The sequence below is a fragment of the Pseudodesulfovibrio nedwellii genome (genome assembly GCF_027923765.1).
Classification (GTDB): Bacteria; Desulfobacterota; Desulfovibrionia; order Desulfovibrionales; family Desulfovibrionaceae; genus Pseudodesulfovibrio; species Pseudodesulfovibrio nedwellii.
Genome location: NZ_AP026709.1, coordinates 1,845,561 through 1,871,916, shown reverse-complemented (window position 1 = coordinate 1,871,916; position 26,356 = coordinate 1,845,561). Strand labels below are relative to the sequence as shown.

Below are 26,356 nucleotides of genomic sequence, written 5' to 3'. Positions count from 1 at the left end.
CGATGTCGGGGCTTTTATTTGAATCTTGGTTACGGAGTCTTCTCCATATTTTAGTGAAGGATGTGCACGTTTTTGTGGGGCCGATTATTTCCCTATCTGTTTTTGGATTTTAGCCCAGGAGTCGCGCAGGGTGGCGGTCCGGTTGAAGACCAGTTTTTCACCAGGTTTGTGGTCTTTGGAGTCCGAGCAGAAATATCCAGTGCGTTCAAATTGGAAGTTTGTGCCCGGCTGCATTTTTGCCAGAGCCGGTTCCACGTAACATTCGCTCAGGACTTCAAGAGAATCAGGGTCAACGTAATCCACGAAAGTTTTGCCTTCTTCCGGTGCGTTGGGATTATCTATGCTGAACAGGTTAGAGTAGTTGCGCACCTCGGCTTTGATGCCCTTGGTGGCGGAAACCCAGTGCATTGTTCCCTTGACCTTGCGGCCACCTTCCAGCCATCCGCCTTTGGTTTCGGGGTCGTAAGTGGCGCGGATTTCCGTGACGTTGCCGTCTGCGTCAGTATCGTATCCTGTGCACAAGACGTAATAAGCACCGCGCAGACGAACTTCCCGGTCCGGGCCCATGCGGAAAAATTTCTTCGGCGGGTCTTCCATGAAGTCAGCCCGTTCGATCCACAATTCTTTAGTGAAAGGAACTTTGCGTTTGCCGTAGGATTCGTATTCCGGGTGGAGAGCTATTTCGAATTCGTCCACTTGATCTTCGGGGTAATTTTCAATGACGAGTTTGACCGGATCAACTACACCCATATAGCGAGCGGCGCGGTCGTTCAGGTCCTGGCGCAGGCAGTACTCCAGCAGGGCGTATTCCACCGTGGAGTCAGCTTTTGCAACACCGATACGGTCACAGAAGTCGCGGATGGATTCCGGGGTGAAGCCGCGTCTGCGGAAGCCGGAAATAGTTGGCATGCGGGGGTCGTCCCATCCCGAAACATAGTCTTCCTGCACGAGCTGGATGAGCTTGCGTTTGGAGAGCACGGTACCGGTGATGTTCAAACGAGCGAATTCATACTGCCACGGACGTTGGTTGAATCCAGGCAGGGCTGCCAATTCTTCGTAGATGGCAGCATTCTCACCGAACAGTTCAGGCTGTTTGAGGCCTTCCATGAGGGTGTTCACACACCAGTCGTATACCGGACGGTTGTTTTCGAACTCCAAGGTACAGATAGAATGGGTGATCCCTTCGATGGCGTCGGACAGACCATGGGTGAAGTCATACATAGGGTATATACACCACGTGTCGCCAGTGCGGTGATGATCGGCATGTTTGATACGGTACAGGGCCGGGTCGCGGAGCATGAAGTTTGCTGCGGTCATGTCAATCTTGCCACGCAGGATACACTCGCCATCTTCCAGTTCGCCCGCCTTCATGGCGCGGAACAGGGAAAGATTTTCTTCCACGGTGCGGTCGCGATACGGGGAATTGGTGCCCGGTTCTTTGAGAGTGCCTCGGTTTTCGCGAATTTCTTCGGCGGACTGGTGATCCACATACGCTTTGCCCATCTTGATAAACAGCTCAGCGATGAAATAGAGCTTCTCGAAATTGTCGGAAGCAAACGGGTTGGCGTCCCACTTGAAACCGAGCCATTCTACGTCTTCGCGGATGGAATCAACGTATTCTATATCTTCTTTTACCGGATTGGTGTCGTCGAAACGAAGATTGCACTTGCCATCGTAGTCTCGGGCAACACCGAAGTTCAGGCAGATAGACTTGGCGTGACCGATATGCAGGTACCCATTGGGTTCCGGGGGGAACCTTGTATGCACCCGGCTTCCGTATTTACCTGTTTCGTTGTCTTTTTCGATAATCTGACGAATGAAGTCTTTGCCTTTTTCCGGGACATCGGCCTTGGTGCTCATGAAAAACCTCGTGGTATAGAGTGATCCGTAGACGGATTATATATCGTATTTGAAACGGAAACGTCAGTGATTATCCTGACGGGTCAGGAAATACGGGAAATCGGCAGGGCGGTCAACGTGTCGTGAATTGTCCACAGAGTGACTCTTGGAATGATCAGGACCTAGTGTGGAGCGTGTAACTTTTCGAAGAACGAATTAATGATTCGGTCGAATTCTCCGTTTTCTTTGAGTCGTTTTGTGGCGGCCATGAGTTCTTTGCTTATAGATATCAACCGGGATTTTTTGGAAATGGCGAAATATACCGGAACGGATTTATCGTGACGGAAGGATGCTTTTTTTACGATGTGGTTCAAATTCATTTCCGCAGCCAGATAATCGCCGATGCTTTCCGTGACAATGAGGGCATCAATTCGGCCCGTCACGAGTTTTTTGAAGTTGAGTTCGTTGTTGTGGATGATTTGTTTGTTCAATGTGATGTCGTTGTCGAACCGTTCAAAATACTTGGCACCTCGTTGGACGCCGAGAATTTTCCCGTCGAGATCTTCATAGTTAGCTATATCCATTCCGTCCTTGTGGATGAAGAAGGCCTTGCTTGATTTTGTTTTGTATGGAGGTTCAAGAAAAGTCATAGTTTTTTCGCGGTCAGATCGTTTGAGAATGCCGCTGATAAGATCAGCCTCACCATTTTCAAGCATTTTTATGCCGCGAATCCAGGGGCAGCCGATGAAGCGCGGCGTATATCCGACTTCAAGAAGCAAGGTCCTTGTTAATTCGATATCGATCCCCTTGAAGTTGTCTTCTTCGATGATTTTCCATGGTGGATAGTGACTCACAACAACAATGACTTCTTTTTTTTCATGAAATGTTTCATCCGCGAAACATGGCAGTGCTGAAAGGAGAAGAATGCATGTCACAATGTTACACAATAGGAATTTCATAAAATTGCATTAACTGAAAAAGAGCCTTTCTGCAAAGGTGTAAGGTCTTTCTATGCAAGGAATGAGCATAGAGAGAGTGTGTTGACCCTTGTCGTTAGGTTGCGTAATTTAATTGTCTGTACAATTCATTTTCCAAATAAATAGACACTGGAGAACCAATGCCTTTGTTCACTATAAATTCTGAGAAATGTATAAAGGACGGACTCTGTGCCGCCGAATGTCCCGCTGGATGTATTGTTTTTGAAAACGGGGCGTTGCCAGTACCACACGAAAAAAAACAGGCGTACTGTCTGGAGTGTGGGCATTGTGTGGCAGTGTGCCCTACCGGGGCCATTGCTTTGGAAAGGTTCCCGACAGAAGCCGTGCGACAGAGAAAGGATTTGCGGATATCTCAGGCGCAAGGCGAACAGTTTCTCAGGGCGCGTCGATCCGTACGCACTTTCAAGGAGACCCCTGTGAGCCGGGCAATGCTTATATCTTTGCTTCAGACTGCTGAATACTGTCCATCAGCTCATAACGCCCGACCAACTCGGTGGGCTGTGGCTGATTCTCCAGAGAAAGTCGCATTGGTCGCCAACTCCGTGGTGGATTGGATGCGGAGAGAGGCCGAAGGGGAGACTGCGGTTTCAGGCAGGTTGCATTTACCCGGTATTGTCCGTGCGTGGGACAATGGTCTCGATCTTGTTTGTCGGAATGCCCCAGCTCTTGCTGTAGCTTATGGTCCGCAAAAGGGAATTATGCCGCGTGAGGATGCGGTTGTCGCTGTTACCTATCTGGATTTGGCCGCTTCATCAGTCGGACTTGGTGGGTGTTGGTGTGGGTATGTGATTGCGGCGGCAACATATGATCGTAAGGTGACTGACCTTCTTGGCGTGCCGGAAGATTGTGCTGTGTATGGCGCATTGCTTCTTGGTAGACCTGTTAGAAGCTTATCGTTCATTCCTCCGAGGCCGGAACCGACTGTGCGGTGGATCTAGTGTTTTTTGTGAAAGTTGAACTTTCTGTGCCTTCACTGTGTAAGGAAGCCTGCATGCAATGCGTCCGCTTGTTTTCATGGTGTCTTGTTGTGTTTGTCGCGGCCAGTGTAATGGTCGGAATCGCACACGCTCGTGATGTTACGGTTGGTATCGGGTTTTCATTGCCTCCTTATGTGATCAAAGAGGAGCATGCAGGGCTGGAGGTTGATATTATTCGTGAGTCGTTTGCAGCGGTCGGTATGAATACACAATTCATGTATTTACCGAAGTTGCGATTGCCGGTTGCCTTTGCGGACAGCATGGTTGATTGCGTGGCGACGAATGCTACGTATGATATGTCTTACGAGTCCGGTTTGGAATCTTTTGATTCGGATGTGACCCTTGTCTATCAGAATTACGCAGTGGCTATGAAACGCTCAGGGTTTAACCTTCAATCCATTAACGATCTTAAAGATAAAGTGGTTTTGAGTTTTAATAATGCGGTCAAGTACCTCGGTTCTGAATATGCTGCCATGGCTACCGAAAATTTACAGTATAAAGAATTGGCCGATCAATCGCTTCAGGTTCGTATGTTATATTCCGGGAGAGTACAGGTCGTGGTTTCGGATAAACGAATATTTCTTTACTGGCGCAAAAAATTGCTCAGTGGTTCTGCGTCAGAAGATATTGATATAAAGCAGGATGTCCAATTTTTCTCGATATTTCCACCATCTCCACGCAACCTTTCTTTTAAGGATCGCGAACTTTGTGATGCCTTTAATCGCGGATTGAGGTCGTTGCATAAAAACGGTGCATATGACGTGATTGTTCAACGGTATGCAGGGATTGAGTCGGAATAGGGTCGGCAAGGTTTTTTACGAGGAGAAATCCTCGTTTTTTATAGATAAGTTCAGGGAGTTATGGAGTGGCAGATTCTCATTTTGCATTTGGGTCCGTGCAGGTGGCGGTTAATTATGACGCCATTAATGCGTTGTTTGAAGAGGCTCACGCCGAAGGGCGGGATAGTCTTTTCGAGTACGAAGTCTATGATTTGCTTAAGGAATCTGGCGCTGAAACACCGCCTAAGTGTGTGCTCTTGGAGCGGGGCGCTCGGCCTGATGACGCGACCCTATCGAGTCTGACCGGTGACAAGGTGGTGCTCAAGATTGTTTCACCCACTATAGTACACAAGACTGAAGTCGGTGGCGTGCGTGTCGTGGAAAATTCTCCGGATGCCATCCGTTCTGCTTGGCGTCGTATGCTGTATGAAGTCCCTGAAAATTATGTGGCTTTTCTTGAACGCCAGTCTTCAACAGCCCCGGATCACTACCAAGGGCTTGAAGGTGAGTCGTTGATACAGGCCGTTGCCCGTGATGTGCGCGGCGTACTTATGGTCCAGTTCATGGAGCCGGATTCCAAGGAATTTGGCAATGAGCTTATTGTCGGGATTCGAAAGACGAGAGAGTTTGGTGCTGTTTTAGGGGCGGGTCTTGGCGGGACTGATACTGAAATATATGCCGAGCGATTCAGGAAAGGACAGGCTGTCACCTTGTGTTCTACGGCCATGACCAACGGTGAGCAGTTTTTTCAATTGTTCAAGAAGACCTTGTCCTACAAAAAATTGGCTGGGTTGACGCGTGGCCAGCGGCGTATTGTCACCGATGAGCAGCTTGTCGAGTGCTTTTCTTCATTTATTGATATGGCCAACCACTACTCGCCGCAAAATCCAGACGCACCGTTTCATATTGAGGAGTTGGAAATTAATCCGTTTGCCTACGCGGATTATCTCATGGTGCCATTGGACGGTATGTGTCGGTTTTCTCGCCCCGGCTCAGTACCTGCGCCGAGGCCTGTGGACAAGATCGCTTCGTTGTTGCATCCGAAGACCATCGGCATCATTGGTGTCTCTGCCTCTCGTATGAATTTTGGACGGATCATTCTTAACAATGTGCTTGAAGCCGGATTTGCAAAGAATGATGTGCGGATCATTCGTCCGGGCGTCGATGCAATCGACGGCGTAGTTTGCGTGTCTGATCTTGCGTCCCTTGATCGTAAGCTTGATTTGTTTGTGGTGGCTGTGAGTGCGCAACAGGTTCCGGCATTGGTCGATGAACTTGTGGAGCTGGATGTCGCCAATGGTGTGATGCTGATTCCCGGTGGCATGGGTGAAACCGAAGAAAGCAAGGAACGTGCCGCCGAAGTGATAGCAAAGATCAACGCGGCCCATGCTCAGGGAACCGGTCCCGTTTTTCTCGGTGGCAATTGCATGGGCGTGGTATCGCGTCCCGGCAACTATGATACATGGTTCATCCCGGAAGAAAAGCTGCCTGAATTGAAAGGGTCTCCGCATAGGGCTGCGTTTATTTCCCAGTCGGGTGCATTTATGCTGACTCGGTTGTCTCAATGTCCTGAGCTCAACCCGTCATATATGATTTCCATGGGGAACCAGACAGATTTGACACTTGGCGACATGGTAGCCCACTTTGCAGACTCGGATGCCGTGGATGTAATCGCGGTTTATGCCGAAGGTTTTAACGACATGGACGGACTGGCGTTTTGTCGGTCAGTTCGTCGAGCTGTATTGGCAGGAAAGGACGTTGTCTTTTACAAGGCGGGACGTACCCCTGAGGGAAAATCCGCAACCAGTGGACATACGGCATCATTGGCAGGTGATTATCCCGTCTGTGAATCCTGTGTGCGTCAGGCCGGGGCTATTGTCGCCCAATCTTTCACTCAATTTGAGAACCTGTTTATGTTGGCGGAACGACTTCACGACAAGGTCATTCGTGGTAATCGGCTGGCCGCTATGTCTGGCGCTGGTTTCGAGGCCGTTGGTATGGCTGATTCCATTCAGTCGGACGACTATCGTATGGAGTTAGCCCCGCTTTCAAAAAAGACCCAAGCGGCTTTGAATGAACTTTTCGTGAAAAATCGACTTGATTCGTTGGTTACAGTGACTAATCCGCTTGATATTACGCCCGGTTCCAATGATCAGGTTCATGCTGATGCCATACGTATTTTGGCTGAAGGACCGAATGTTGATGCCGTGGTGGCGGGGTTGGACCCGATGTCGCCAGTCATGCGGACTTTGGCTGATCCTGATACTCCGCTGACCATGGATGATGAACGATCCATTGCTGCTTTATTGGCAGAGCTTTTGCCGACGCTTGATACGCCGGTTATCGGTGTTGTTGATGGCGGGCGGCAGTATGATGCGCTTGAAGATCGTCTCAAGGGAGTTGGGTTGTGTACGTTCCGTACTTCGGATTTGGCGGTGGCCGCGCTTGCTCAGTATATTGAAGGGCGGTTGAATGCGGGGGCGCTTCGACAGCGAGTTTGAAGGAGTAGGTGCTTGAGTCTTTGCGAGGGAAAAAAAGAAATAAGGATGGCCGCTTGAAGCGGCCTTTTTTATTGGAATATGCGGCTTTAGCGAGAGTCATTGTTGGGTGCTGAAGCACCCAAGGCTTTCCATGCCCTGCGCGGGCGGCGGATCTTTTTGGCTGAGCCGCCCCAAAAAGAACCAAAAAACTCGGCTCACGAGCTTGGCCGCCCCCATGATCGGCGGCAAGAATCTGATCCAATCGAGTCGGTTCCATCCTGTCAAAAGCATAAGTCCTTTCTCCCCCCCCCCTCATTTATCAGTTTAAGATAAAATCATCAGATTCCCTTACAAGAGCCGCCTCCTTCGATTGGTCAGCTTCTAAGCCGCCGATCAAGGGCTGGGTTCCGTTTTCGTTTGGGAGGAAGAAATGTGCGTCTTCGGAGGGAGAGCTGTGTTGGGGTGTTATACACCCCAAGGCCCTTTATGGTTATCGAAGAACCTGAATCAAAGGTGGGCACCTACAACGAAAAAGTTCTTATAGCGACGAACAGTTGATAGCGGGCCTTAGAGCCTGTTCAGCGTGGCGGAGCGTAGCCCGATCGATTCTGTGTCACAGACAATCCTGTCGGGCTGTGGAGCCGCGTACAGGCTCTTGGGTTCGAGATCAGGATCACAACGAAGAAGGCGTTTTTTGCCTCCTTTTTTTTGCCTCAAAAAAAAGCAGGTCGCCGTAAAGGCGAAACCTTTGTAACGATAATGAGTAACTCTTTATCGCGAATGCGCAACGCTCCCCAAAAAAAGAGCAATGGCTTCCTCAAAAGGGCAACAGCCCACATGAAAAAAGCTTATTGTGTCGGGTCGACGTAGTAGGTGATTTTTGCTCTGGGTGAAAGATAGTCGTGTGCTTCCTGAGACAGTTGAGCCAATCGGATGGATTTTTCGACCTTGAGGTCTGGTTCGTCCGCTAGATCAACGATGAGGGCTTCTTTTTTGGGAACGTCGGGATCATATAACATAACGCTTGGGTTGAGCTGGTTCTTCGGATTCACAGCCATGACCATGCCGATGTCGCCGTTTGACAACTCGACGACTGTGCCCGGTGGGTATACGCCCAGACAGCGGATGAACAGGGCCAGGTGCTCCACATCATAAATGTGTTTTTGGTGACCAAACATGTAGGACAGGGCAAGGTACGGAGTCATGGAGTTCATGGGGTTGGCATGGTTGCAATGGTTATCGTAAGCGTCTGCGATAGCCACGATACGGGCGAGTCTGTCAATGTCATTCCCGTGAAGTCCCTCAGGGTATCCTGAACCGTCCATACATTCGTGATGCTGGGCCACTATAGTCACAACACCTTGTGGGAAAAGATCAATATCAGCCAGTAATCCTGCCCCGAATGCGGGATGCTGCTCCATTATTTCCTGTTCGGGCCGGGTCAGTTCTCCACGCTTTTTCAAGATTTTTTTTGGGATGCGGTCCTTGCCGATATCGTGGAAGAGTGCGCCCAGGCCGAGAGCGGTCATTTCGCCTTCGGTCACCCCGGCTTCTTTGCCCACGATCATGGCGAGTACAGCGACATTCATGGGGTGGGAGTAAGTAGCCTCTTCCTTACTCATGACGTGCATCAAGTGCAGCGTGGATTCTCGATCGTTCAGGAAATAATCGGTTAACCTGTCCACAAATCCAATAGATTCTTGCAGGGATTGGATGTTGCCGCCGAGAACGCCCTTGAGGATGGAGTTGAAAGCCTTGATGCAGACAGCGAAGCGTTTTTCACACAGCGCGATGTGTTCTTTTTTTTGTCGAAGACGGACTGTCCGTTCATTTTTAATTTCCCACAGGTGGTCGATGACTTCCTGAGAGAGTTCTTTATCAATATCAGGTTGCGGAGGAGTCTTCTCAGTCGGTTTGAGGGGCAGAACGTCGCTCTTTTCCGGGATGCAGATCACATGGGAGATTCCCAGTTTTCGGATGAGCGCGACTTGTTTTTGGTCTTTGATTTTGAAGTTGCTGAACAAAAAAGGATGATCAAACCAGTTTGTTTTTTCCAGTCTGATGAAAACCCCTGGCCTGAGTTGGCTTACGGGGATTCTGTATTCTGTATTGTTTTTGTTCACCATTATGCGGGTGATTTTACCGCATCAGTCAATAACATACAATAGCTTTCACTTTGGCGTAGATAAATGACCATCTGCATACATCTTCAAGCGTTGGCATACGTTTCCCTCTTATGTGTATAGTTCATGAACGAGGTTGATACGCTGTCACTGAAGGGGGGCAGAGATATCATTTGCAAAGTATATCAAAATGATTTAAATAATTTCTGTTGGAATATGTTTTCCACATTCTTTCTATCCGGGAATATTGGTTTTTTAGGCGGTATTGTGATGGCTTCCAAGAGTTCTCAGGCACGAAGGCCTTTTGTTGTTGGTTCGATCACGGTCTTTTTCGTGCTACTTATCGGAGTAGTTGTTTTTAAGGTGGGGCTTCTTACCCGGATGCAGGTACCCGGCAGTGGATTATCCGGTTTGGTTTCTGTCAGGGGATCAGTCGGGTTGGAAAATTTGCGGCTTACCAAGGCCGAAATTTCCACTATCAACAAGGCCGTGGATTTGCACCGCGACACATTTGTTCAAGTCATATTGACGTTGGATGTCAAGGGTGGAACAGAGGTAATCAAGAAGAATACCGAAATGGCTTGGTCATTGGCATTGGAAACCAACGGTAACTGTGAGGTCCGGTCATGGAATCGAAAGGTCAAGCGTGACAGGCTTGTGAAGCAGATGGTTTCTTATATGGCGAAGGCTGCGCGTGAATACAAGGATTTCAAAAAGTTCCCTGATGTAGAACAGAATTTTAAGACGTTGTATATTTAGCGTCAGTTTTTAGAAATTTCAAAGGCCCCGGAGTTGTTTCCGGGGCTTTTTTTTGCGCTATTTCTGCTCCATATCTTTGAGCAAAATATTTAGGGCTTCTATGGAAATGCGGATTTCCAGAAAAGAGATGATAAGTGAAATGATGAGAAAAAGTAGACTGGTACCAAAAAGGAATTGTCCTGCGAGCATCCAGTCTTGAAAAATGGAAACCATGGAAAATATGCAGGCAAGCATGGACATGACTCCGAAGCCCTGCATGTGGCGGATCATGTGAACTCGTACCCGCAGGTTCTCGATCTGTTCACGAATGGAGTCATCTTTTGAATCCCTATATTGATCATGCAGGTTGCGGATACGGCTTCCTAATGACAGGAAGCGGTTGGTAAAAGCGAGCATGAAAAGCGATATGGCCGGGAAAAGTAGAGCCGGCGTGGTCACGGATATTTGCATGAAAGTTCTCCCAGAGAGAGCGCGTGGCGCGAATAGTCAAAGGACGTTTACTTGGTGGGCACAATGGCTGAACCCTGTGTCGTTAGTATGGCTCAGTTTTATCGTATTTGGTTCAGAAAGTGTACCCGAATCCTTTGTCCTCAAAAATGCCTGCTCTACATGGTGTTCAGCGATGCAAGCGAGCTTTTTGTCTTGATTATTAATGCTCACCTCTTAGCTGTGGGAATCCCTTCATGCTTATTCCCGTTCCGTGTATTCCTTAGGACGATTCTTTAATTCTTTTGGTTTCGTCAGTCTCTACGGGCGGATTTTTTTTTTCTTCTTCGTAATTAGGGAACATTGACTTGAGTCCACGCTTTAGGAAATCTTTCGGATTGCCATTGCTGTTGATACTGGTTCTGAATGTCATGGTAACTCCATTTTTTTTATCGTTAAATACCGCTTTTGCCATTTTCTACTCCCTTCTTTGAGGGCTTAATGACTCGCGACAAGCAATTGATATCGACTTTCATTATCAAATGCAAGTGCTATTGTAATAAGGATCTAAGATTTCGTAGATGTTCTATCTTTTCAGATTGATAAAGTGCGGCCCATCATTACAGCTACACGAATGTGACTCTATTTGTTTTTCTGATCGGTAATAAGAAAAGCCGCTTTTGGTGAGAGCACTTAACGTGATCACCAGAAGCGGCCTTACTTAACAATTTTATTACTCATCTATACAGGTGCTATCCTTGAGGCCTGCTGATACCAACCGTGACAGTTTTGGCCTGGTGACGGATGGTGTCGATGGGGCGGGTCATTTCTTCGATGGCTTTGTTCAGCACGGTCAGGATGTCTGTCAGTCGTGCTTCTGACACGAGGATGTCGGCGGACTGATTGACGAGCCAGAGCATATAGTTGGCGAGTCCTGCGGTCACACGGGCAGGCAGAGCCGAATCCGTGGCACCGGATGCGATACGGTCAATGCATTTGTTGAGCTGGACGAGCAGGGTTTTGCGGTCCCATTTATTGGGATCTGCGATCATTTCGCCGAGAACAATCCGTGCTTTACGGAACGGTTCGGCATGGGCATCGATTGCTTTGGCCGCCATGACACCCCACCAGTGTCCAGCCACGGTTTCCAGCACGAAGTCCAGACCGCCGCCGACACGTGGCACCTTGATGGTGGCTTCGGCAATGCCGTCAAATCGGGTCTCGTCTTCGGCACAGAATACAATGGGTGACCCGTTGTGTGCTTTGAATATGGTGGTTTCCTTGACTGTGTCCATGGCGACCATTTCAGGCAGGTCGGAAGCCATGACTAGGGTCAGTGGCTCGGTGGACAGATCGATATGCTTTTTGTCTTCGGTCACATCGCAGGGGATGGACTTGTAGCATAGTTCAGAGAGCTTGATGCGCACTTCCTGAGCCGCAACGCAGTTGGCACCGTTGCCTACCAATGCCCAATATCGGTGGACCGGGGCGAATTTCTTCGCCACTTCACCTATGGCATCTTTGTTGGCGAGTACCTGATCGATTTTGTCGGGTAGGTCTTCAAGCGCTTCAATTTCGGTGAGGATAGCCCCGGCGTCCATGGAATCGAGTACGTCTGCCAGCCACAGGGAGAGCAATTTTCCAGCCGCAATTTGTGAATAGAACGCCTTGGTGGAGGCCACTGCCATTTCCACGTCACGCCCATTTGATGTGTAGATATAAGAGTCTGATTTTTGGACCAGAGGTGAGTTGCGTCGGTTGACAATGCAGTTGACCCACGCGCCCTGATCGCGACAAAGGTCCACAACGCGGTTGGTATCCGTGGTTGTTCCACTCTGGGAAACGGGGATCAGGAATACATCGTTCATACGGTCTTTGCCCATAAAACCGATCAGTTCTGATCCTGTATAGGATTCCACGGACAGGCCAGTTCCGGCCAATGTGCGGCGCAGAAGTTGGGCCACGGCCATGGCTGCCACGGCTGCTGTTCCCTGACCAACGCAAATTATGCGCTTGATAGGTGTCGTTGTGTCCTTGAACCGTTTGACCAAGTCTGGACCGTTACCGAAACCTTCGGGCAGGAATTCGATGGCGTTGTTCTTACGCAGGTATTTGCCGTGCAAGGTATTGCGGACGGAATCTGAAGCCTCGTGGATTTCCTTCTCGATATAGTGGGTGTATTCCCCCCGGAAAATATCTCTGGAGAAGATCTCAATTTTTTCTTCGGCTAATTCAACAGAGTCGCCGGAGTCGAGATAACGGGCAACGGGGATGCTGCCAACCGCATCGGAGTCGCGAAGAATAACAGAGACACCGCCCTGCTGATGGACGGCTATGGGATAAGAACTTCGTGCTCGGGCTGCCATTCCGTACGCTTCGGATGCAACCAGCCAGCCGTCCTGAGTGTTGCCGACGTAAAACGACTGACCGGACCCTTTCTGGGCCAGGAATTGGGAGTCGAAGTCACTCAGGTTTTGCATGACTACGGCAAGCGATCCTTCGCATTGTTTGAGTACGCTACGGAACCGTGTTTCGGCATCGCCGTCTTCAGTCGCGCCGAGATGAAAAAGAACAGGGAGAATTTTGGCGTCTGTGGAGATAACAGGCGGAATGAATGCGCCTTTGCTGGTTACGGTTTCTTCAACCAGAGTCCGGTAGTTGTCCACATCTCCGTTCAGCACGAACATGGTCTTTTCCAGACCGGTGGAGACATCTCCTTCAACGAGACCATCGACAGGGTGGCAGTTGGGGACTGAAATGATGCCGTTGGAAGCCCAGCGGGTGTGGGCGATGATATTTAGGGTTTCCAGCCCTTCAGCCATGTTCCAAAGTAGATCATCGTTGGTGATGAATTCGCGCAGGGCAGCGCCATTGTCGCCGAGCTGACCAACAAGCTGAGCCACTTTGTACAGGAAGCGACATGCCGTGCGTCCGTCAGGGAGTGTGCGGACCAACACTTGGCGTGTGTCGGCGTTATTGATGGAGCAACGCTTTTGGAGTTCGTCTTTTTGCGTCGTACTTAGCGCTTGTTCCGGGTTTATCCCTTTGGGGAGGATAAAGGCTACGGCCACACCTGCAGAATCGCGTCCTCGTACTTCGAGCTTGTCGATGGACTGCAATACCTGTTCGGTGCCCCAGGCCAAGAAGTGACGGTCGCGAGCGTTGGTTTTTTCAGCGATATTTTCAGGCATGATTGCCAGTGTGTCTTGCATGTTACCGAGGACTTCCCGGTCGATCTGCCAAAGGTAGTCGTCCAGGGTTTCGTGCAGTCCTTCAAGGGCGTCGGTGCGTGGTCCTTGTTCCAGCTTGACTGCTGCGGCGTTGCGCATGTTCCGTATAATGTCTCGGATGGAACTCAAGCTGGTGTGAATTTGTTGGTTGCCCACCAGTTGCATGTGTAGGCCAAAGGCCATGAGGTCGTAAAAATGATCGGCCAGTACGCCCAATGGGGCTGCTGCCTGCATAAGGTCGGTACTTGTGCTCGCTTCAGTGAAAGCGGTTTCAAGTTCGGTGAGCCAGCCGGTGTCCGGCGTGTTGAGCCATTGTCTGTTGCTGAGAAAACTGGCGATACCACACATGGCGGTCTATTCTCCTGATGGATGGTTGTCGTCGTGAGGCGCTTTTCCGTGCCGGACCTTTGCATAAGGTTGGTGAAACCGGGTGCGCGGTAGTTGAATTACTGCACATGGCAGGGCTTGGCAAGTTTGGAGAGCCTTGTCTTGTCGGTGTTTTGCACTGAAGGCAAAAAGAGTGTTTATTTTTAAGATTATAACCAACTTTTCAACACTCTAACATGCTGCTATGGTCTGCGCCTATTTTAGAGTCTTTTGATATAAATAGTACTAATAATCGATAGTTGTATGATTGAAAAAAGAATACGCGGTGCACTGTTCTTCCTTCTTTTTATTTCGGGACTGATTCTTTTTCAGGCCGGAAAGCCGATGGCATGGGCGGGCGAAAACTTTTTGTTGGGCATGTCCGCTGCCTTTAACGGTCCGAGTAAAGGGTTGGGTGTGGAGCTGTATCGAGGCTCCATGGCTTATTTTGCTTTTCTCAATGAATCCGGCGGAATCAATGGCCATCATGTGAATATCGTCCCTCTCGATGATGGGTATCAACCTGATCCCGCCATTGAGAACACGATAAAATTTCTTGAGGATGATGATATCCTGTGCCTTTTCAATTACGTGGGAACGCCGACGGTGACGCGTATTTTACCTCTGCTAAAGGGATATAAGGGGCATCAGAAACTCTTGTTTTTTCCGTTTACGGGTGCGGAACCGCAGCGGCAACAGCCATACAGAAGTTATGTCTTCAACCTTCGAGCTTCCTATGTGGACGAGCTTGACGGTTTGGTAAACAGATTTTTGGACAGTGGAAGAACTCGGATTGCTGTTTTTTATCAAGCTGATGCTTATGGTCGGAGTGGTTGGGATGGAACCCGTAAGGCTTTGGCTGCCCGGAATCGGTTTTTGGCTGGCGAGGCAACGTATAGAAGGGGTGCGCGTTTTGAGGACTCCATGAAACGGCAGGTGGATATCCTCCTGCGATCCAAGCCGGATGTCGTGCTGTCCATTGGTTCCTATGCTGCGTGTGCAGCCTTTATTCGCGATGCCCGCGACATGGGACTTGATGTCCCGATAGCCAATGTTTCATTTGTGGGCAGCGAAAATCTTCTTGTTTTGTTGGAAAAAGTAGGGGCCAAGTCTGGGCGTGACTACACCAAAAATCTTGTGAATACGCAGATTGTTCCCAGTTATGAAGATTTGAGTCTGCCCGCTGTCAGGGAATACCGGGAATATATGGATCGTTATGCTCCTTCTCCGCCACCTTTGACGGTTGAATCATACCTGCCGCTCAAGTACAGTTTTACGAGTTTTGAAGGGTTTCTCAATGCCAAGGCCATGGCCCGTATCCTTGCTTCATATGAAGAAGTCCCGACATCAGGGATCCGGTGGGCCGCCGAGTTTATCCGAAATGCCGACCTCGGAATAAATGCTCCCGTTAATTTTAGCCCCGGCAATCACCAAGGGCTGGATAAAGTGTATTTTACAACGGTCAGGGATGGTAAGTTTGTGCCCCTTGATGAGGGACTATGGCAGTCATGGCGCAAATAAAGGGAATGTCCATTTTCTTGAAGACGGGGCTGCTCGCCTTTTGTCTGTTCGGCTGTATTTCCATTCTGACCTCTGCGTTGGCGGCCTATACCCTGCACGATCGTTTGACCAGCGAATACGTCAGCAAGGGGGCGGCCATTGCCACAGCTATTGCCAGCGCCAGCCAGGAAGTCTTGTTGGGACGCAATGCAGCCACGACTCAGGCCATGATTGATCAATATCTTGCGATCGAGGGCGTGGCATATGTTTTTGTCGTAGATTCTGATGGTGTTATCGTTTCACATACCTTTGTTCCTGAAGTTCCTGATGTCTTGAAGCCTTTGCCCAAGTCCAAGCACATGCAGATCGTTACCGAATTGAAGGTTGAGTCACTCGGAAGAGTGATTGATATCTGTGCTCCGGTTTTGGCGGGTGTGGCCGGTTATGTCCATGTCGGGATGGATAAAGAGTTGGTCGTGAGTTATTTTTGGAAAGCGATTTTCGACATGCAGGTCTTACTGTTTTTCACTTTTTGGGCTTGTGTTGGTGTTTTGTATCTGGTTACTCGGCGTATTTCCCGTCCTCTCGATCAACTGACTGAATACGCCCGAAGGCTGGCCGCCCATGATTTTTCTGCGACGATTGACATTCGGACCAAGGATGAACTGAATCTTCTTGGACGGGCCATGCAGTCCATGGGGCAGGAGTTAGCGTTGCTGTTTATGGAAATGAATAGCGAAGTGGACAAGGCTACCGGTGAGCTCCGAGATCATATGGCGTACCTTTCGGCGATTCTTGATAACTTGGCAGATGGTCTGTTGGTGGTGGATGTGACCGGCAAGATTACGGTTATCAACCCGGCCATGCGAAAACTTTTTAATTTGTCTGACAAGGATTATCGCGATGAAATGGTTGAAGATATCTTCCCGTGTGAAGTGTTGGATATGGTTTCTGGCGTTCGCAATTGTTCTTCGGAAATATTGTCTGCCGAGTTGCCACTTTCAAGTGGGCGGATTGGTAAAGCCATAAGTTCTTCCGTCAGTATATCCGAGCCGTGTTCGCAATGCCTGGGTGGTGTCATTTTGGTGCGTGATATCACCAAGGAGAAGGAACTGGATCAGCTCAAGACTGATTTTATTTCTACCGTTTCCCATGAATTACGCACGCCCATGACTTCGGTTCTCGGGTTCTCAAAGATTATTCGGAAAAAGTTGGAACAGGTTATTTTCCCTCTGCTGACACACAAGGATAGTGTGAGTAAGCCTATAGAGCAGGTTCGCGGCAACATGGATATAATTGTTACCGAAGCCGAAAGATTGACCGAATTGATTAATGATGTGCTTGATATCGCACGGATGGAAGCCGGGGAAATCAAGTGGCGTGACAGTGAGGTATCCTTGGCCGAGGTCCTCAGGCAATCCCGAAATTCCACCAAGGGCTTTTGGAAGGCCAAGGGGCTGGAAGTTGAGTTGGACATCGAAGAAGGACTACCCTTTGTGCATGGAGATTCGGGGCGGCTTGTGCAGGTCGTGGTCAACCTTATTTCAAATGCCATTAAATTCACTGAAAAAAGTCCTATTGTTTGCGGTGTAAAAAAAGATGGAGAATTTCAGGAAGTCTTTGTCAAAGATAATGGTGCAGGTATCGCTCCTGATGATTTGGAATTGGTTTTTGCCAAATTTAAACAGGTAGGGGATACCCTCACAAGCAAACCGGAAGGCACGGGGCTTGGTCTGTCGATTTGTCGTCAAATTGTGGAACGACATGACGGTCGAATTTGGGCAGAGAGTGATCCCGAGCATGGGAGCACTTTCCACTTTGTTCTCCTTTCCGGGCGGTCTGGTGTTTGCTTGCCTCCTGAGACGAAACAATGCCTTGGCAGAGTCTTTGCTCCGAAGGTGCCGCCCGAAGTTTTGATCCCGCCAAAGCCTGAGGTCGCACCATTGATTTTGGTTGTGGATGACGATTCTGCATTGATTCGTTTTTTGGAGGAAGTATTTGAAGACAATGGCTTTAGAGTTTGCTCCGCAACCAATGGTGAAGATGCGTTTCGGTTGGCTCAGGAGTTGAATCCCGATCTTATTACTATGGATATCATGATGCCGTTCATGGATGGTCGAGAAGCCATACGGTGTTTACGGAGTTTGCCTGCCACGAGGAATATCCCTGTACTTGTTATTACCGCGTTGAGTGGAGAGCAGGGTGACGGTGGAGATATGGCATTGACCAAACCTGTTGACGAAATGAGGTTGCTGGAAGCGGCCAGGGTGCTGCTTGGGAAGAGGGACGCATGTAAGTCATGCTTGGTTCTGGGCGAGAGAGAAGGGTGCGATCTGGAGAGCCTGTCGCTTTTGTGCACGGGTGATATCGCTTTCATGACCGAGAAGGAGTTTTGGGAATGCAGGGGAACCGAGTTTCGTGGCACAGTCTTTATCCCGGCTGAAGAATATCGGAATATTGATCTGGAAAGATTGACGAAGTTATTGGGCGTATCCATCGTCATCCTTCCAGATTATGGTTGTGAGTAAAATTACATAAGTCTATTATTACAATTGCGAGAGTAGTAGTTTTTATGGCATGTAAAGAGTGTTACGCGCCTTTTATGGGCGGGATTTTTTCCAACGGATTCGTAAGGAGTGAATAATGGCCAAGAAGATCCTCATTGTCGATGACGAGGTCCACATCAAAATGCTGCTTGAGCAGACTCTCGAAGAGCTTGAAGATGAGTTTGAAGTTGAGCTGTTTACGGCTTCTGATGGTGAGGAAGGGCTTGAATTCATTCAAAAAAAACGTCCAGACTTGGTCTTTTTGGATATTATGATGCCTAAGATGAACGGATATGAAGTCTGTAGCATCGTTAAGGAGGACGGCAGTCTCCAAGGCGTCAAAATTATTCTGCTTACGGCCAAGGGGCAGGAAGTCGACCGTAAGCAAGGTATGGAGCTTGGTGCCCTTATGTATATGACTAAGCCCTTTGACCCTGATGAGATTCTAAGGGTGTCCAAAGAAGCTTTGGAATTATAGTCTTTTTAATCAGTATTTTATCGTTTCATGACACCACTTAAAAAATATATACGCCCTGGAGTGCTGCGGAACATACTCCGTAGGGCTCATGAATTGGCCGGAGGTAAAAGTCCTTTGGCCATCACTTATGAAGGTGAAGTGGTTATTGTGGAAGGGACGGACTCCTACGACGGTTTCAGTGAGGCTCTTCCCAATGTTCTTTCCGTGCCTATTCAGTTCGATATCATCCATGGTGGAAGCGTCGTTATTCAGCTTAACGATGGCTGTTCGCCGGAAGAAGGGGAACGCCTTCTTGATTTTATAGGATATTCCATTCAGGAACTCATCGATATGGAGCAGGCTCGACGGTCCATAGCAGAGGAGGCCCTGTCCAAATATCGGGAATTGGCTCTGTTGCACCGGTCGGTCCCGAATATTAATACTTCTTTGGTCATGCGTGATGTCGTCCGTGCTCTTATTGATGAGTGTCGGCGTGAGAATTACCCCGGCGAACTGGGGATGATCTTTCTTTTGGAACCCGGCTCCAAGCAGTATCGATTAGCAGTGCAGTATGGTTTTCCCTTTGGGTCCAACCTGCAGCCTATGGCCGATAGTGATCTCTTCATTGAGGTTGCCGAAGCCGGCCATGGTGAAATCATCAATGATCTGGATAAGGATACTCGATGGGCAGGAGAATTGCCCGGCCTTGGAGCCATGATCATTATTCCAATCGCCTCGCCCAATAGGTGTGAGGGACTGCTTATTCTGGCTTCGGAAAATAAAGGGCTGTTTGAGGCCGCGCATAGACGCAGTCTGTCGACACTGGCTTCTGTGGCTGAAATTTCCGTAAGTAACTCCTTCAACTTCGAAGGTGTGCAGAAGTTAATGAACGCCATTTTGCAGGCGTTGGCCGAAGCCATTGATTCCAGGGACCCCTTTACCGCTGGACATTCTGAACGTGTCGCGCATTTGGCGGTCGCATTTGCTCATGTCTTGAATGAAAAAGGGGACTGCGCCGAGATGACTTTCTCGGATGAAGACCTCAAGGAAATATATTATGCAGGCATTTTGCATGATGTAGGCAAGATCGGTATCAAGGAAGACGTGCTTACAAAACGTACTCGACTGAGTTCACGTCATATGGATGTTGTTAAAGCCCGTTTTCAGCTTCTTGGACAATTCAGTGATTTTGATTGGTCGTCAGCTTTTGAGACGGTGAGTTCTGTGAACAAGGCAATGACTCCAGAAGAGGGTGACCTGAAATTTGTCAAGGAGTTGGGTGAGAAAGTTCTGCATGAAGGCGGAGCGCGTCTGTCGTATCTGTACGACGATGAATTGGAGCATCTCCTGTTGAAGTACGGAAATTTGACCATGGATGAGCGCAAAGAAATTCAGCGGCATCCGGCTGAAAGTGAGCGAATCCTTCAGCATATCCCCATGCATGGCAATTATAACAACATGTTGGCCATTATTCGTCAGCATCACGAACGTCTTGATGGTTCCGGGTATCCAGATGGTTTGAAAGCGGATGAAATCATCATCCAGAGTCGTATGATGGCTATTGTGGATATCTATGATGCCGTGACTCAGGAGCGACATTACAAGCCTGCGTATACACGGAGTGAAGCCGTGAAGATTTTGAAAAAGGATGCGGAAGCGGGGCGATTGGATCACGAATTGACTGCATGCTTCCTTGAAAATCTTGAACGGATCGAAGCTTTGTCCGAACGGGTCAAAATTACTCGTGTCAGTCATCTTTCGGAAATTGGAAATTTTTCTACGCTCTAGCCGATTCCCGGCCATTCTCCCAAAGTGATTTTAAAGATCAGCTGCACATATGTTGTTCGATGTGCGCGAAGGAAAGCTGTCCTCCTGCGAACAGGGCCGTACAGAATGGGCCGAGTTTCAGCCGTGATTTTTTTCTGAGTCGGGTTATTTCATAGAGTCCCAGAATGGGCATGGCTCTGCGAGATGGGGTCAAGCGAATATCCCGGATGTGGTTCAACCCTTCTTCGTGTGAAAATCCGGCTTCTTTCAGAATGGACAAGCAGTGGCTTTGATCCATTGATCCCACAGCCAGTCCGGCGTCGATCATTGCCAAGGCTGCACGACACAGACCTCGTTTATGGTGCGTCAGGCGGTCGAGTGGTGTTTCAAGATATCCCAGTTCATCCATGAGATTTTCGGCAAAGGCAAGCCATCCCGCCATGAAGAGCGGGTTGGTTATTTGTGCCATCGGAGATTTTCCCAAGGAGCGTCTTTGAGAATTGAGCAAATGGCGGCCTGGATAGGTTTGCATGGCTGTCATGAAAGGAAATTCTTTGCGGGCGCGGGCCAAACGAACCGGGTCATCACGGAATCCTCTGCCAGTGAAAAGATGAGAACTGACATAGCAGTGCGAGGGGTCGTTTTCCCATGCGCCGAGGGCCGGATCGAGATGTATGGGGCGCAGAGAAGAAGCCAGATGCAACGGTTGGGGAGCAATGCGCAATCCCATATCGGCAAAAACTTTTGCCAGTGGAGATTCCTGCATAAATGCACGGAGACGGTGGATTTCCCGGACAACAAGGTCCACGGCTTCAAGGTTCTCCGTGGGAGGTCCTTGGTATTCGTCGTAAAGTTCTCGCCAGTTTTTGCCATTGCCAATCTCCGATTCAAACCAGTGCAGAGATTCCAAACGTTTGTTGTATTCTTCTTTTGCTATGGCAAATATTTCGTCAGGGTTCCGTTTTGAGCCGAGTACGTTTTCCGTCATGATGGAAAACGATGGTCCGAGATCATCCGGGATTTCCGGTCTGGATGTAACGAATCGGTCGAAATCCTTGAGGCTGGACAGGGCTTCTCCAAGAAATTTAGGTGCTTTGCCTGTCTGGCCGAGTTCGCTACTGCCCAAATCGGTTAGATACCGTGCGCAGTCTCTGACCATCGTCTGAGAGTCTCCACGGCTGGATGCGCTGATCGCTTCGACGTTAATAGGTGCGTGTGCCAGCAGACTAGGGATGCCTCTGAGCCTTTTGATGAATCTTTTTTGCCGAGTTCGTTCGTTCTTTGCGGGCATTGTCACGGTCTGTTCTAGACCTGTGAAGGCGATTTGCAGGTACAGTTCCGGGGCTTTTTCCCAGGTACGGATACTGTCCAGTTCCGTGATAACTCCACTGGCACTCAAGGCAAAGGCTTGTGCCTGTGCTGCCGAATCGGGTGTGTCCGCTTTGGATGCTGCGGCCAGAAAGTCATCCCTGAATCGCTTAAGTGCAACGCTGTGTTTTGCGATGCCCTTGCGAGACAGGTCGTCCAGTTGGTCGAGCCATTTTGAGGATTCTGTTGCAGGCGGCAGCAAGGGAAAAGCTCCTGATGCACACATAACAGGGAAGTGTTTAGCGAGGTATGCGAAATATTTTTTTGCGAGTTTGATTTTCATGAATGTGCGCTCATGCACGGTTTGGTAGGATTAACCTTCAATGTCCGTTTTGAGCAGTTTGTATACTCTGGGAGCAAGTTCTCCCAGTTCAGCCTTGGAAACCTGATCGTCAGCACCGACAGCTATACCTTTGTGGTGCAGGGTCTCCGTAATGATGGAAGAGCACAGGATAACGGGCAGGTCTTTGAGAAGAGTATCATCCTTGATGGCTCGTGTCAGGCTGTGGCCGTCCATAGCGGGCATTTCAATATCCGAGATCACGGCGTTTACATAGTTTGTCAGCGGTTGTCTCTCATTTTCTGCTTTGGCTTTGATTGATTGCAGGTATTGCCATGCGTGGTCGCCGTTTTCCTCGGCGTGTACCTTGAACCCTGATTCGGAAAGGATATTAGCGATCATTTTTCGGGCCATGCTGGAATCGTCGACCAACAGAACGCGGTGTTCCTCATTGGAAATTTGTTCTTTGACGGCCTCGGTGACTTCATTAGCCGGGGTGGCGCCGGGATTCAGTTCCATGCATATTTTTTCCATGTCGAGAATGAAAATGATGCGATCAGTAAATTTGACGACACCTGTTATGGAGTGTGCGGTCAGCGAAGACACATAGTTGGTGGGAGCTTCGACTTCTTTCCAGTTGATTCTGTGAATGCGGGTCACGCCGGAAACGAGAAAAGCGCTTTTGGTGCGGTTGAATTCTGTAACGATGACTTTGGGAGCCTCGGATGGGGCTCGAGTTTTGCCGAGCCAGTTTGCCAAGTCGATGAGCGGAATGATTTCATTTCGCAGGTTGAAGGCTCCCATCACAGATTCATGGGCCACATCGGGCATTTCCGTTAATTCAGGCATTTGAATAATTTCCAGAACCTTGGCAACGTTAATTCCGTAGAAGCCGCGATAGGTGCTGTTCGGTCGCTCGTCGTCGAGAAAGAACTCAACAATTTCAAGTTCATTGGTGCCTGATTCGAGCAGGATATTGGTCTCACTCATGCGAGGTCTCTCCAGAGTCTCCAAGGTTTGGCAAATTCGAACCCTTTACATATACTAAGGGGTTCGCAGGACGCAAGCTCGGCAAAGGGGCAATCCTAAAAAAAATAGGCTATTCTTCGATGCCGTATTTTTTGATTTTGTAGTGGATGGCCCGCCGGCTGATGCCCAGCCTGTCGGCAGCATTTTTTTTGACTCCGCGGGTCGCTTTCAAGGCTCGGACAATGGTTTCCCGTTCATTGTCTTCAAGTGACAGGCTCGATCCCTGAAGAATTGGAGAATCTGTCGGCAGTTCTTCAATTTGTAAATCCTGACTTGTAATGGTGTCCTCGCCACAGAAGACGAGTGCGGCTTCGATGGTGTTTTTCAGTTCGCGCACATTGCCCGGCCATACGTGGCCGTTTATCCGGTCCATGGCGTCCTTTTTAATGGACAATAGAGGGCGACTTTGAGCAGCACATAACTCGTCGAGAAATCCTGTGACGAGGAGCGGAATGTCTTCCTTGCGTTCACGTAGTGGAGGGATGGTCAGGGTGACGACTTTTAATCGATAGTACAGGTCTTCGCGAAAATCTCCGTCTGCCACCATTCGGGGGAGGTTGGAATTGGTGGCGGCTATGACTCGACAGGAGACGTTCCGTTCGGTGTTGTCGCCAACCCTGCGGATTGTGCCTTCCTGGAGAAAACGGAGAAGGCGGGTTTGCATGTCAGGGGAAATGTTCCCTATTTCATCCAAAAAGAGGGTGCCGCCATTGGCTTCTTCGATGAGGCCTTTTTTATCTTTCATAGCATGAGTGAAAGATCCTTTGACGTGCCCGAAGAGTTCGCTTTCAAGCAGTGTGGGCTGGGTGGAACCGCAGTCCACCACCACGAAGGGGCCTTTGGCGCGTGGACTGGTGTCGTGGAGTATCCGTGCCGCCTTTTCCTTACCCGTGCCGGATTCGCCAAACAGCAGGACCGTGGCAGTGGATCGGGCGACCCGTTCGAGCAACTCCAGAAAACGGGCCATTGTCGGGGCTGTGCCGCCCAGTAATCCCTCATGAGAGAAGTGTGTGGTTGAAGGCTTCCGTATCTGAACGGGAGGGATGCCGGTTTCCAATTTTGATCTGATAAGTCGTACCAGTTCTTTACCGTCGAACGGTTTGGTCAGGTAGTCTGCTGCTCCAGTCTGTATGGCATCCACTGCTCCCGGAATTGTCCCGTGGGCCGTGAGCATGATGATGGGGATATGTGGCCAGTTTTCAAGGACTTCCTTGAGCAGGCCATGTCCTCCCATTCCCGGCATTTTTACATCGGAAACGATTAGGTCTACCTGTTCATTCGCCAGCATTTCAAGGGCCGTTTCGGCCCGGTCTGCGAGTAAAGGTGTCAGGCCGGAAGACAGTAGACGCGCTTCCAGTACTTGCAGGATATTTTCGTCGTCATCCACCACGAGGATGGTCGGTATGTCGATGGTCGTATTCATTATGTGTCCTTATTCATGTCTTGGCGGGTAGGGAGAAACAGAATGTCGAGCCGTGTCCGGGGTTGCTGGTCAGCCAGATGTGGCCTTCGTGCGCCAAAATGATGCGTTTGGATATAGCCAGTCCGAGACCCGTCCCATCCACGCTGTCGCGGACTTCCGGTTCTCGATAATATTTTTGGAAAACCCGATCCTGTTCCTCTTCCGAGATACCTGGGCCAGTGTCCTGCACGCAGAAGGTTACTTTGTCGGGCGAGGTTGTGCCGGTGATGGTCACAGTGCCTCCTTGCGGGGTAAACTTGATGCCGTTGCCCACCAGATTCATGAGGACTTGTCTGATGTGTTCGGGGTCGGCTGTAAAGGTCATGGGTGTAGCTTTTGAAATAAGCGTGATGCCATTGGCCTCTGCAGCGAGGGTTAACCTTTCTAGGGTGGAGGACACAAGCCATTCCCCATCGGTTTCCTGCTTGTGAAGATCGAGTGTCTCGGATTCCATGCGGGAAACTGAGAGCAGTTTAGTCAGCAGGTCGGAAAGACGTGCCGATTCCTTTTCGGCGATGCGCAGAAATTTCCGTTGTTTTTCGTTCACCTCGCCAAACGCGCCGGATTCAACAAGGTCAACAGCCTCGCGGACCGATGTCATGGGCGTCCTGATTTCGTGAGAAAGCATGGCGATGAAATCCGAACGCATTTGTTCCTCCCGTCGAAGGCGTGCGGCCATGGCATTGAAAGCCAGTGCAAGTTCTCCCAGTTCATCACCGGAAAGAATGCGGACATCGCGTGGGGTAGCCCCGGTGCCAAGATCGCGGATGCCTCGTCGTACTTCGGTCAACGATCGATTCAGAAACCACGCCAGTATTAATCCGCCCCCGACGCCGAGAGCGAGACAGGCCAGTAATCCATAGAGGCCGATGTCGGCAGCTCTTTGTCCTGCATCATGAAGCATGTTCAACCGGGTTTCCATGTCGGCCACATTGTCGAACAGGCTTTGTTCCAGAATATCGGTCCACTCTCGGACTGTGACATTAGGCGTCAGGTTGTCATCCGTGGTTTCACCTGGGTCGAGCGTGATTTCATACTCTTTGGTCAACTCTTCCCATTCTTCGGTGTGGTTCGGGTGCTTTTTCAGCGTTTCATCTAAAATCTCACCGAATCGGGTCAGGTCTTCCACAATGAATCCCACAGCGGCTTCGTCTCCACCCAGCAGACGGTAGCGTCGAATGTTGTCCTGCACGCTATACAGGCGTTCCAACATACGTTGAATTGCAGAGTCCAAATCATGATTCTCGGTCACGATTTGGCTTGACACTTCAGCGTCTTGCCGGACCTGCCAGAACAGAAAGGCTGTGGTGGTGAAAAAGATGATAATTAGCGCACTCGCCCAGATGAGGAGCTTGGCGGCAATGGAAAGATGGCGAACCTTAGGCATAGCTTTCTCTTTAGAGTATTCGTGGAGGCAGAGCAATAAAGCTTCGACTGATCATTTGTTTTTTGTTTGCGAAAAAAGGCCATCGCGATTGTTTACGATGGCCTGGTTTTGTGTGTGACGATGAGTCGTCAAAATGTTCAACCAGTTAACCACGGGTTTCAAAGGTCTTGTATTCTTTGTCGTAATCAAGAGCGGAACAGGATACGTTCTTTTTGCCGACGGCCGGTGATTCGGTCATGAGCCGCTCCCGGAATAGGGCGTATTTTCCTGCTTCACCCTGAACCAGAATTTCCGCTTTTTTGTCTGCGATGTTGCGAACCCACCCTGTTAATTCCAACTGTTCCGCAGTCTTGCGAACCCAGGACTGGAAAGGCCCTCCAGCCACTTCCCCTTCAACGATACATTTGTAACTTTTCATGGTGAACCTCCGAATAGGGATTTATTTACACTTCTAACGTACGTGATTTTACAGAGTATGAAAAGAGGGAGGCGTAGAATTTGCCAAGGTCTGGGGTTGTCATTTGTTGAGTACAACGATAGAGTCACTCCCTGCTCTGACCGCTTCTCAATCGTGAAGCAGAGG

The 26,356-nt window shown here is 49.5% G+C and carries 19 protein-coding genes; 8 read left to right on the top strand and 11 right to left on the bottom strand.

Annotated elements, in window-relative coordinates; translation table 11 throughout:
* Window positions 1–84: 84 nt before the first annotated feature.
* On the bottom strand, window positions 85–1,860 hold the full coding sequence (locus tag SYK_RS08765; RefSeq protein ID WP_281763208.1) for a glutamine--tRNA ligase/YqeY domain fusion protein: 1,776 nt from the start codon (window positions 1,858–1,860) through the stop codon (window positions 85–87).
* Window positions 1,861–2,021: 161 nt separating this feature from the next.
* Window positions 2,022–2,798, bottom strand: coding sequence for a substrate-binding periplasmic protein (locus tag SYK_RS08760; protein WP_281763207.1), 777 nt, complete (start codon window positions 2,796–2,798; stop codon window positions 2,022–2,024).
* A gap of 158 nt (window positions 2,799–2,956) precedes the next feature.
* On the opposite strand from SYK_RS08760, the gene SYK_RS08755 reads away from it, so the two are divergent.
* From SYK_RS08755 to SYK_RS08745, 3 genes are all read left to right on the top strand, one after another.
* Window positions 2,957–3,775: a nitroreductase family protein gene (locus SYK_RS08755; RefSeq protein ID WP_281763206.1), complete on the top strand. Its 819-nt coding sequence runs from the start codon at window positions 2,957–2,959 to the stop codon at window positions 3,773–3,775.
* A 53-nt stretch (window positions 3,776–3,828) separates the two neighbouring features.
* Window positions 3,829–4,614: a substrate-binding periplasmic protein gene (locus tag SYK_RS08750; protein WP_281763205.1), complete on the top strand. Its 786-nt coding sequence runs from the start codon at window positions 3,829–3,831 to the stop codon at window positions 4,612–4,614.
* Between the two features lie 65 nt (window positions 4,615–4,679).
* The gene (locus SYK_RS08745; RefSeq protein ID WP_281763204.1) at window positions 4,680–7,094 is read left to right on the top strand and encodes an acetate--CoA ligase family protein; all 2,415 of its coding nucleotides are present in this window, start codon (window positions 4,680–4,682) and stop codon (window positions 7,092–7,094) included.
* Between the two features lie 827 nt (window positions 7,095–7,921).
* Here the strand turns inward: SYK_RS08745 and SYK_RS08740 are convergent.
* Complete coding sequence (locus SYK_RS08740) at window positions 7,922–9,199, bottom strand: cyclic di-GMP phosphodiesterase (protein WP_281763203.1); 1,278 nt, start codon at window positions 9,197–9,199, stop codon at window positions 7,922–7,924.
* A 213-nt stretch (window positions 9,200–9,412) separates the two neighbouring features.
* Between SYK_RS08740 and SYK_RS08735 the strand changes: the two genes are divergently transcribed.
* On the top strand, window positions 9,413–9,955 hold the full coding sequence (locus tag SYK_RS08735) for a hypothetical protein (protein ID WP_281763202.1): 543 nt from the start codon (window positions 9,413–9,415) through the stop codon (window positions 9,953–9,955).
* A 57-nt stretch (window positions 9,956–10,012) separates the two neighbouring features.
* On the opposite strand, the gene SYK_RS08730 is transcribed toward SYK_RS08735, so the two are convergent.
* From SYK_RS08730 to SYK_RS08720, 3 genes are all read right to left on the bottom strand, one after another.
* Window positions 10,013–10,405, bottom strand: a complete 393-nt coding sequence (locus tag SYK_RS08730) for a DUF2721 domain-containing protein (RefSeq protein ID WP_281763201.1) — start codon at window positions 10,403–10,405, stop codon at window positions 10,013–10,015.
* A gap of 259 nt (window positions 10,406–10,664) precedes the next feature.
* Window positions 10,665–10,856: a hypothetical protein gene (locus SYK_RS08725; protein ID WP_281763200.1), complete on the bottom strand. Its 192-nt coding sequence runs from the start codon at window positions 10,854–10,856 to the stop codon at window positions 10,665–10,667.
* Window positions 10,857–11,133: 277 nt separating this feature from the next.
* Window positions 11,134–13,959: an SIS domain-containing protein gene (locus SYK_RS08720; RefSeq protein ID WP_281763199.1), complete on the bottom strand. Its 2,826-nt coding sequence runs from the start codon at window positions 13,957–13,959 to the stop codon at window positions 11,134–11,136.
* A 282-nt stretch (window positions 13,960–14,241) separates the two neighbouring features.
* Here SYK_RS08720 and SYK_RS08715 point away from each other — a divergent pair, with 282 nt between their 5' ends.
* From SYK_RS08715 to SYK_RS08700, 4 genes are all read left to right on the top strand, one after another.
* On the top strand, window positions 14,242–15,498 hold the full coding sequence (locus SYK_RS08715) for an ABC transporter substrate-binding protein (RefSeq protein WP_281763198.1): 1,257 nt from the start codon (window positions 14,242–14,244) through the stop codon (window positions 15,496–15,498).
* A gap of 5 nt (window positions 15,499–15,503) precedes the next feature.
* A complete protein-coding gene (locus SYK_RS08710; protein ID WP_281763197.1) occupies window positions 15,504–18,005 on the top strand; it encodes an ATP-binding protein in 2,502 nt (833 codons plus the stop codon).
* A 115-nt stretch (window positions 18,006–18,120) separates the two neighbouring features.
* Window positions 18,121–18,501 carry a response regulator transcription factor gene (locus tag SYK_RS08705; protein WP_281763196.1) on the top strand — a complete coding sequence of 127 codons (381 nt, stop codon included), beginning with the start codon at window positions 18,121–18,123 and terminating at the stop codon, window positions 18,499–18,501.
* Between the two features lie 60 nt (window positions 18,502–18,561).
* Window positions 18,562–20,268, top strand: coding sequence for an HD-GYP domain-containing protein (locus SYK_RS08700; protein ID WP_281763195.1), 1,707 nt, complete (start codon window positions 18,562–18,564; stop codon window positions 20,266–20,268).
* A 37-nt stretch (window positions 20,269–20,305) separates the two neighbouring features.
* Here SYK_RS08700 and SYK_RS08695 read toward each other — a convergent pair whose 3' ends face one another.
* The 5 genes from SYK_RS08695 to SYK_RS08675 form a co-directional block, all read right to left on the bottom strand.
* Window positions 20,306–21,898, bottom strand: a complete 1,593-nt coding sequence (locus SYK_RS08695; RefSeq protein ID WP_281763194.1) for a DUF885 family protein — start codon at window positions 21,896–21,898, stop codon at window positions 20,306–20,308.
* Window positions 21,899–21,928: 30 nt separating this feature from the next.
* A complete protein-coding gene (locus SYK_RS08690) occupies window positions 21,929–22,885 on the bottom strand; it encodes a chemotaxis protein (protein ID WP_281763193.1) in 957 nt (318 codons plus the stop codon).
* Window positions 22,886–22,994: 109 nt separating this feature from the next.
* Complete coding sequence (locus tag SYK_RS08685; protein ID WP_281763192.1) at window positions 22,995–24,347, bottom strand: sigma-54-dependent transcriptional regulator; 1,353 nt, start codon at window positions 24,345–24,347, stop codon at window positions 22,995–22,997.
* A 13-nt stretch (window positions 24,348–24,360) separates the two neighbouring features.
* A complete protein-coding gene (locus SYK_RS08680) occupies window positions 24,361–25,773 on the bottom strand; it encodes a sensor histidine kinase (protein WP_281763191.1) in 1,413 nt (470 codons plus the stop codon).
* Window positions 25,774–25,918: 145 nt separating this feature from the next.
* Window positions 25,919–26,191 carry an acylphosphatase gene (locus tag SYK_RS08675; protein ID WP_281763190.1) on the bottom strand — a complete coding sequence of 91 codons (273 nt, stop codon included), beginning with the start codon at window positions 26,189–26,191 and terminating at the stop codon, window positions 25,919–25,921.
* Window positions 26,192–26,356: the final 165 nt, after the last annotated feature.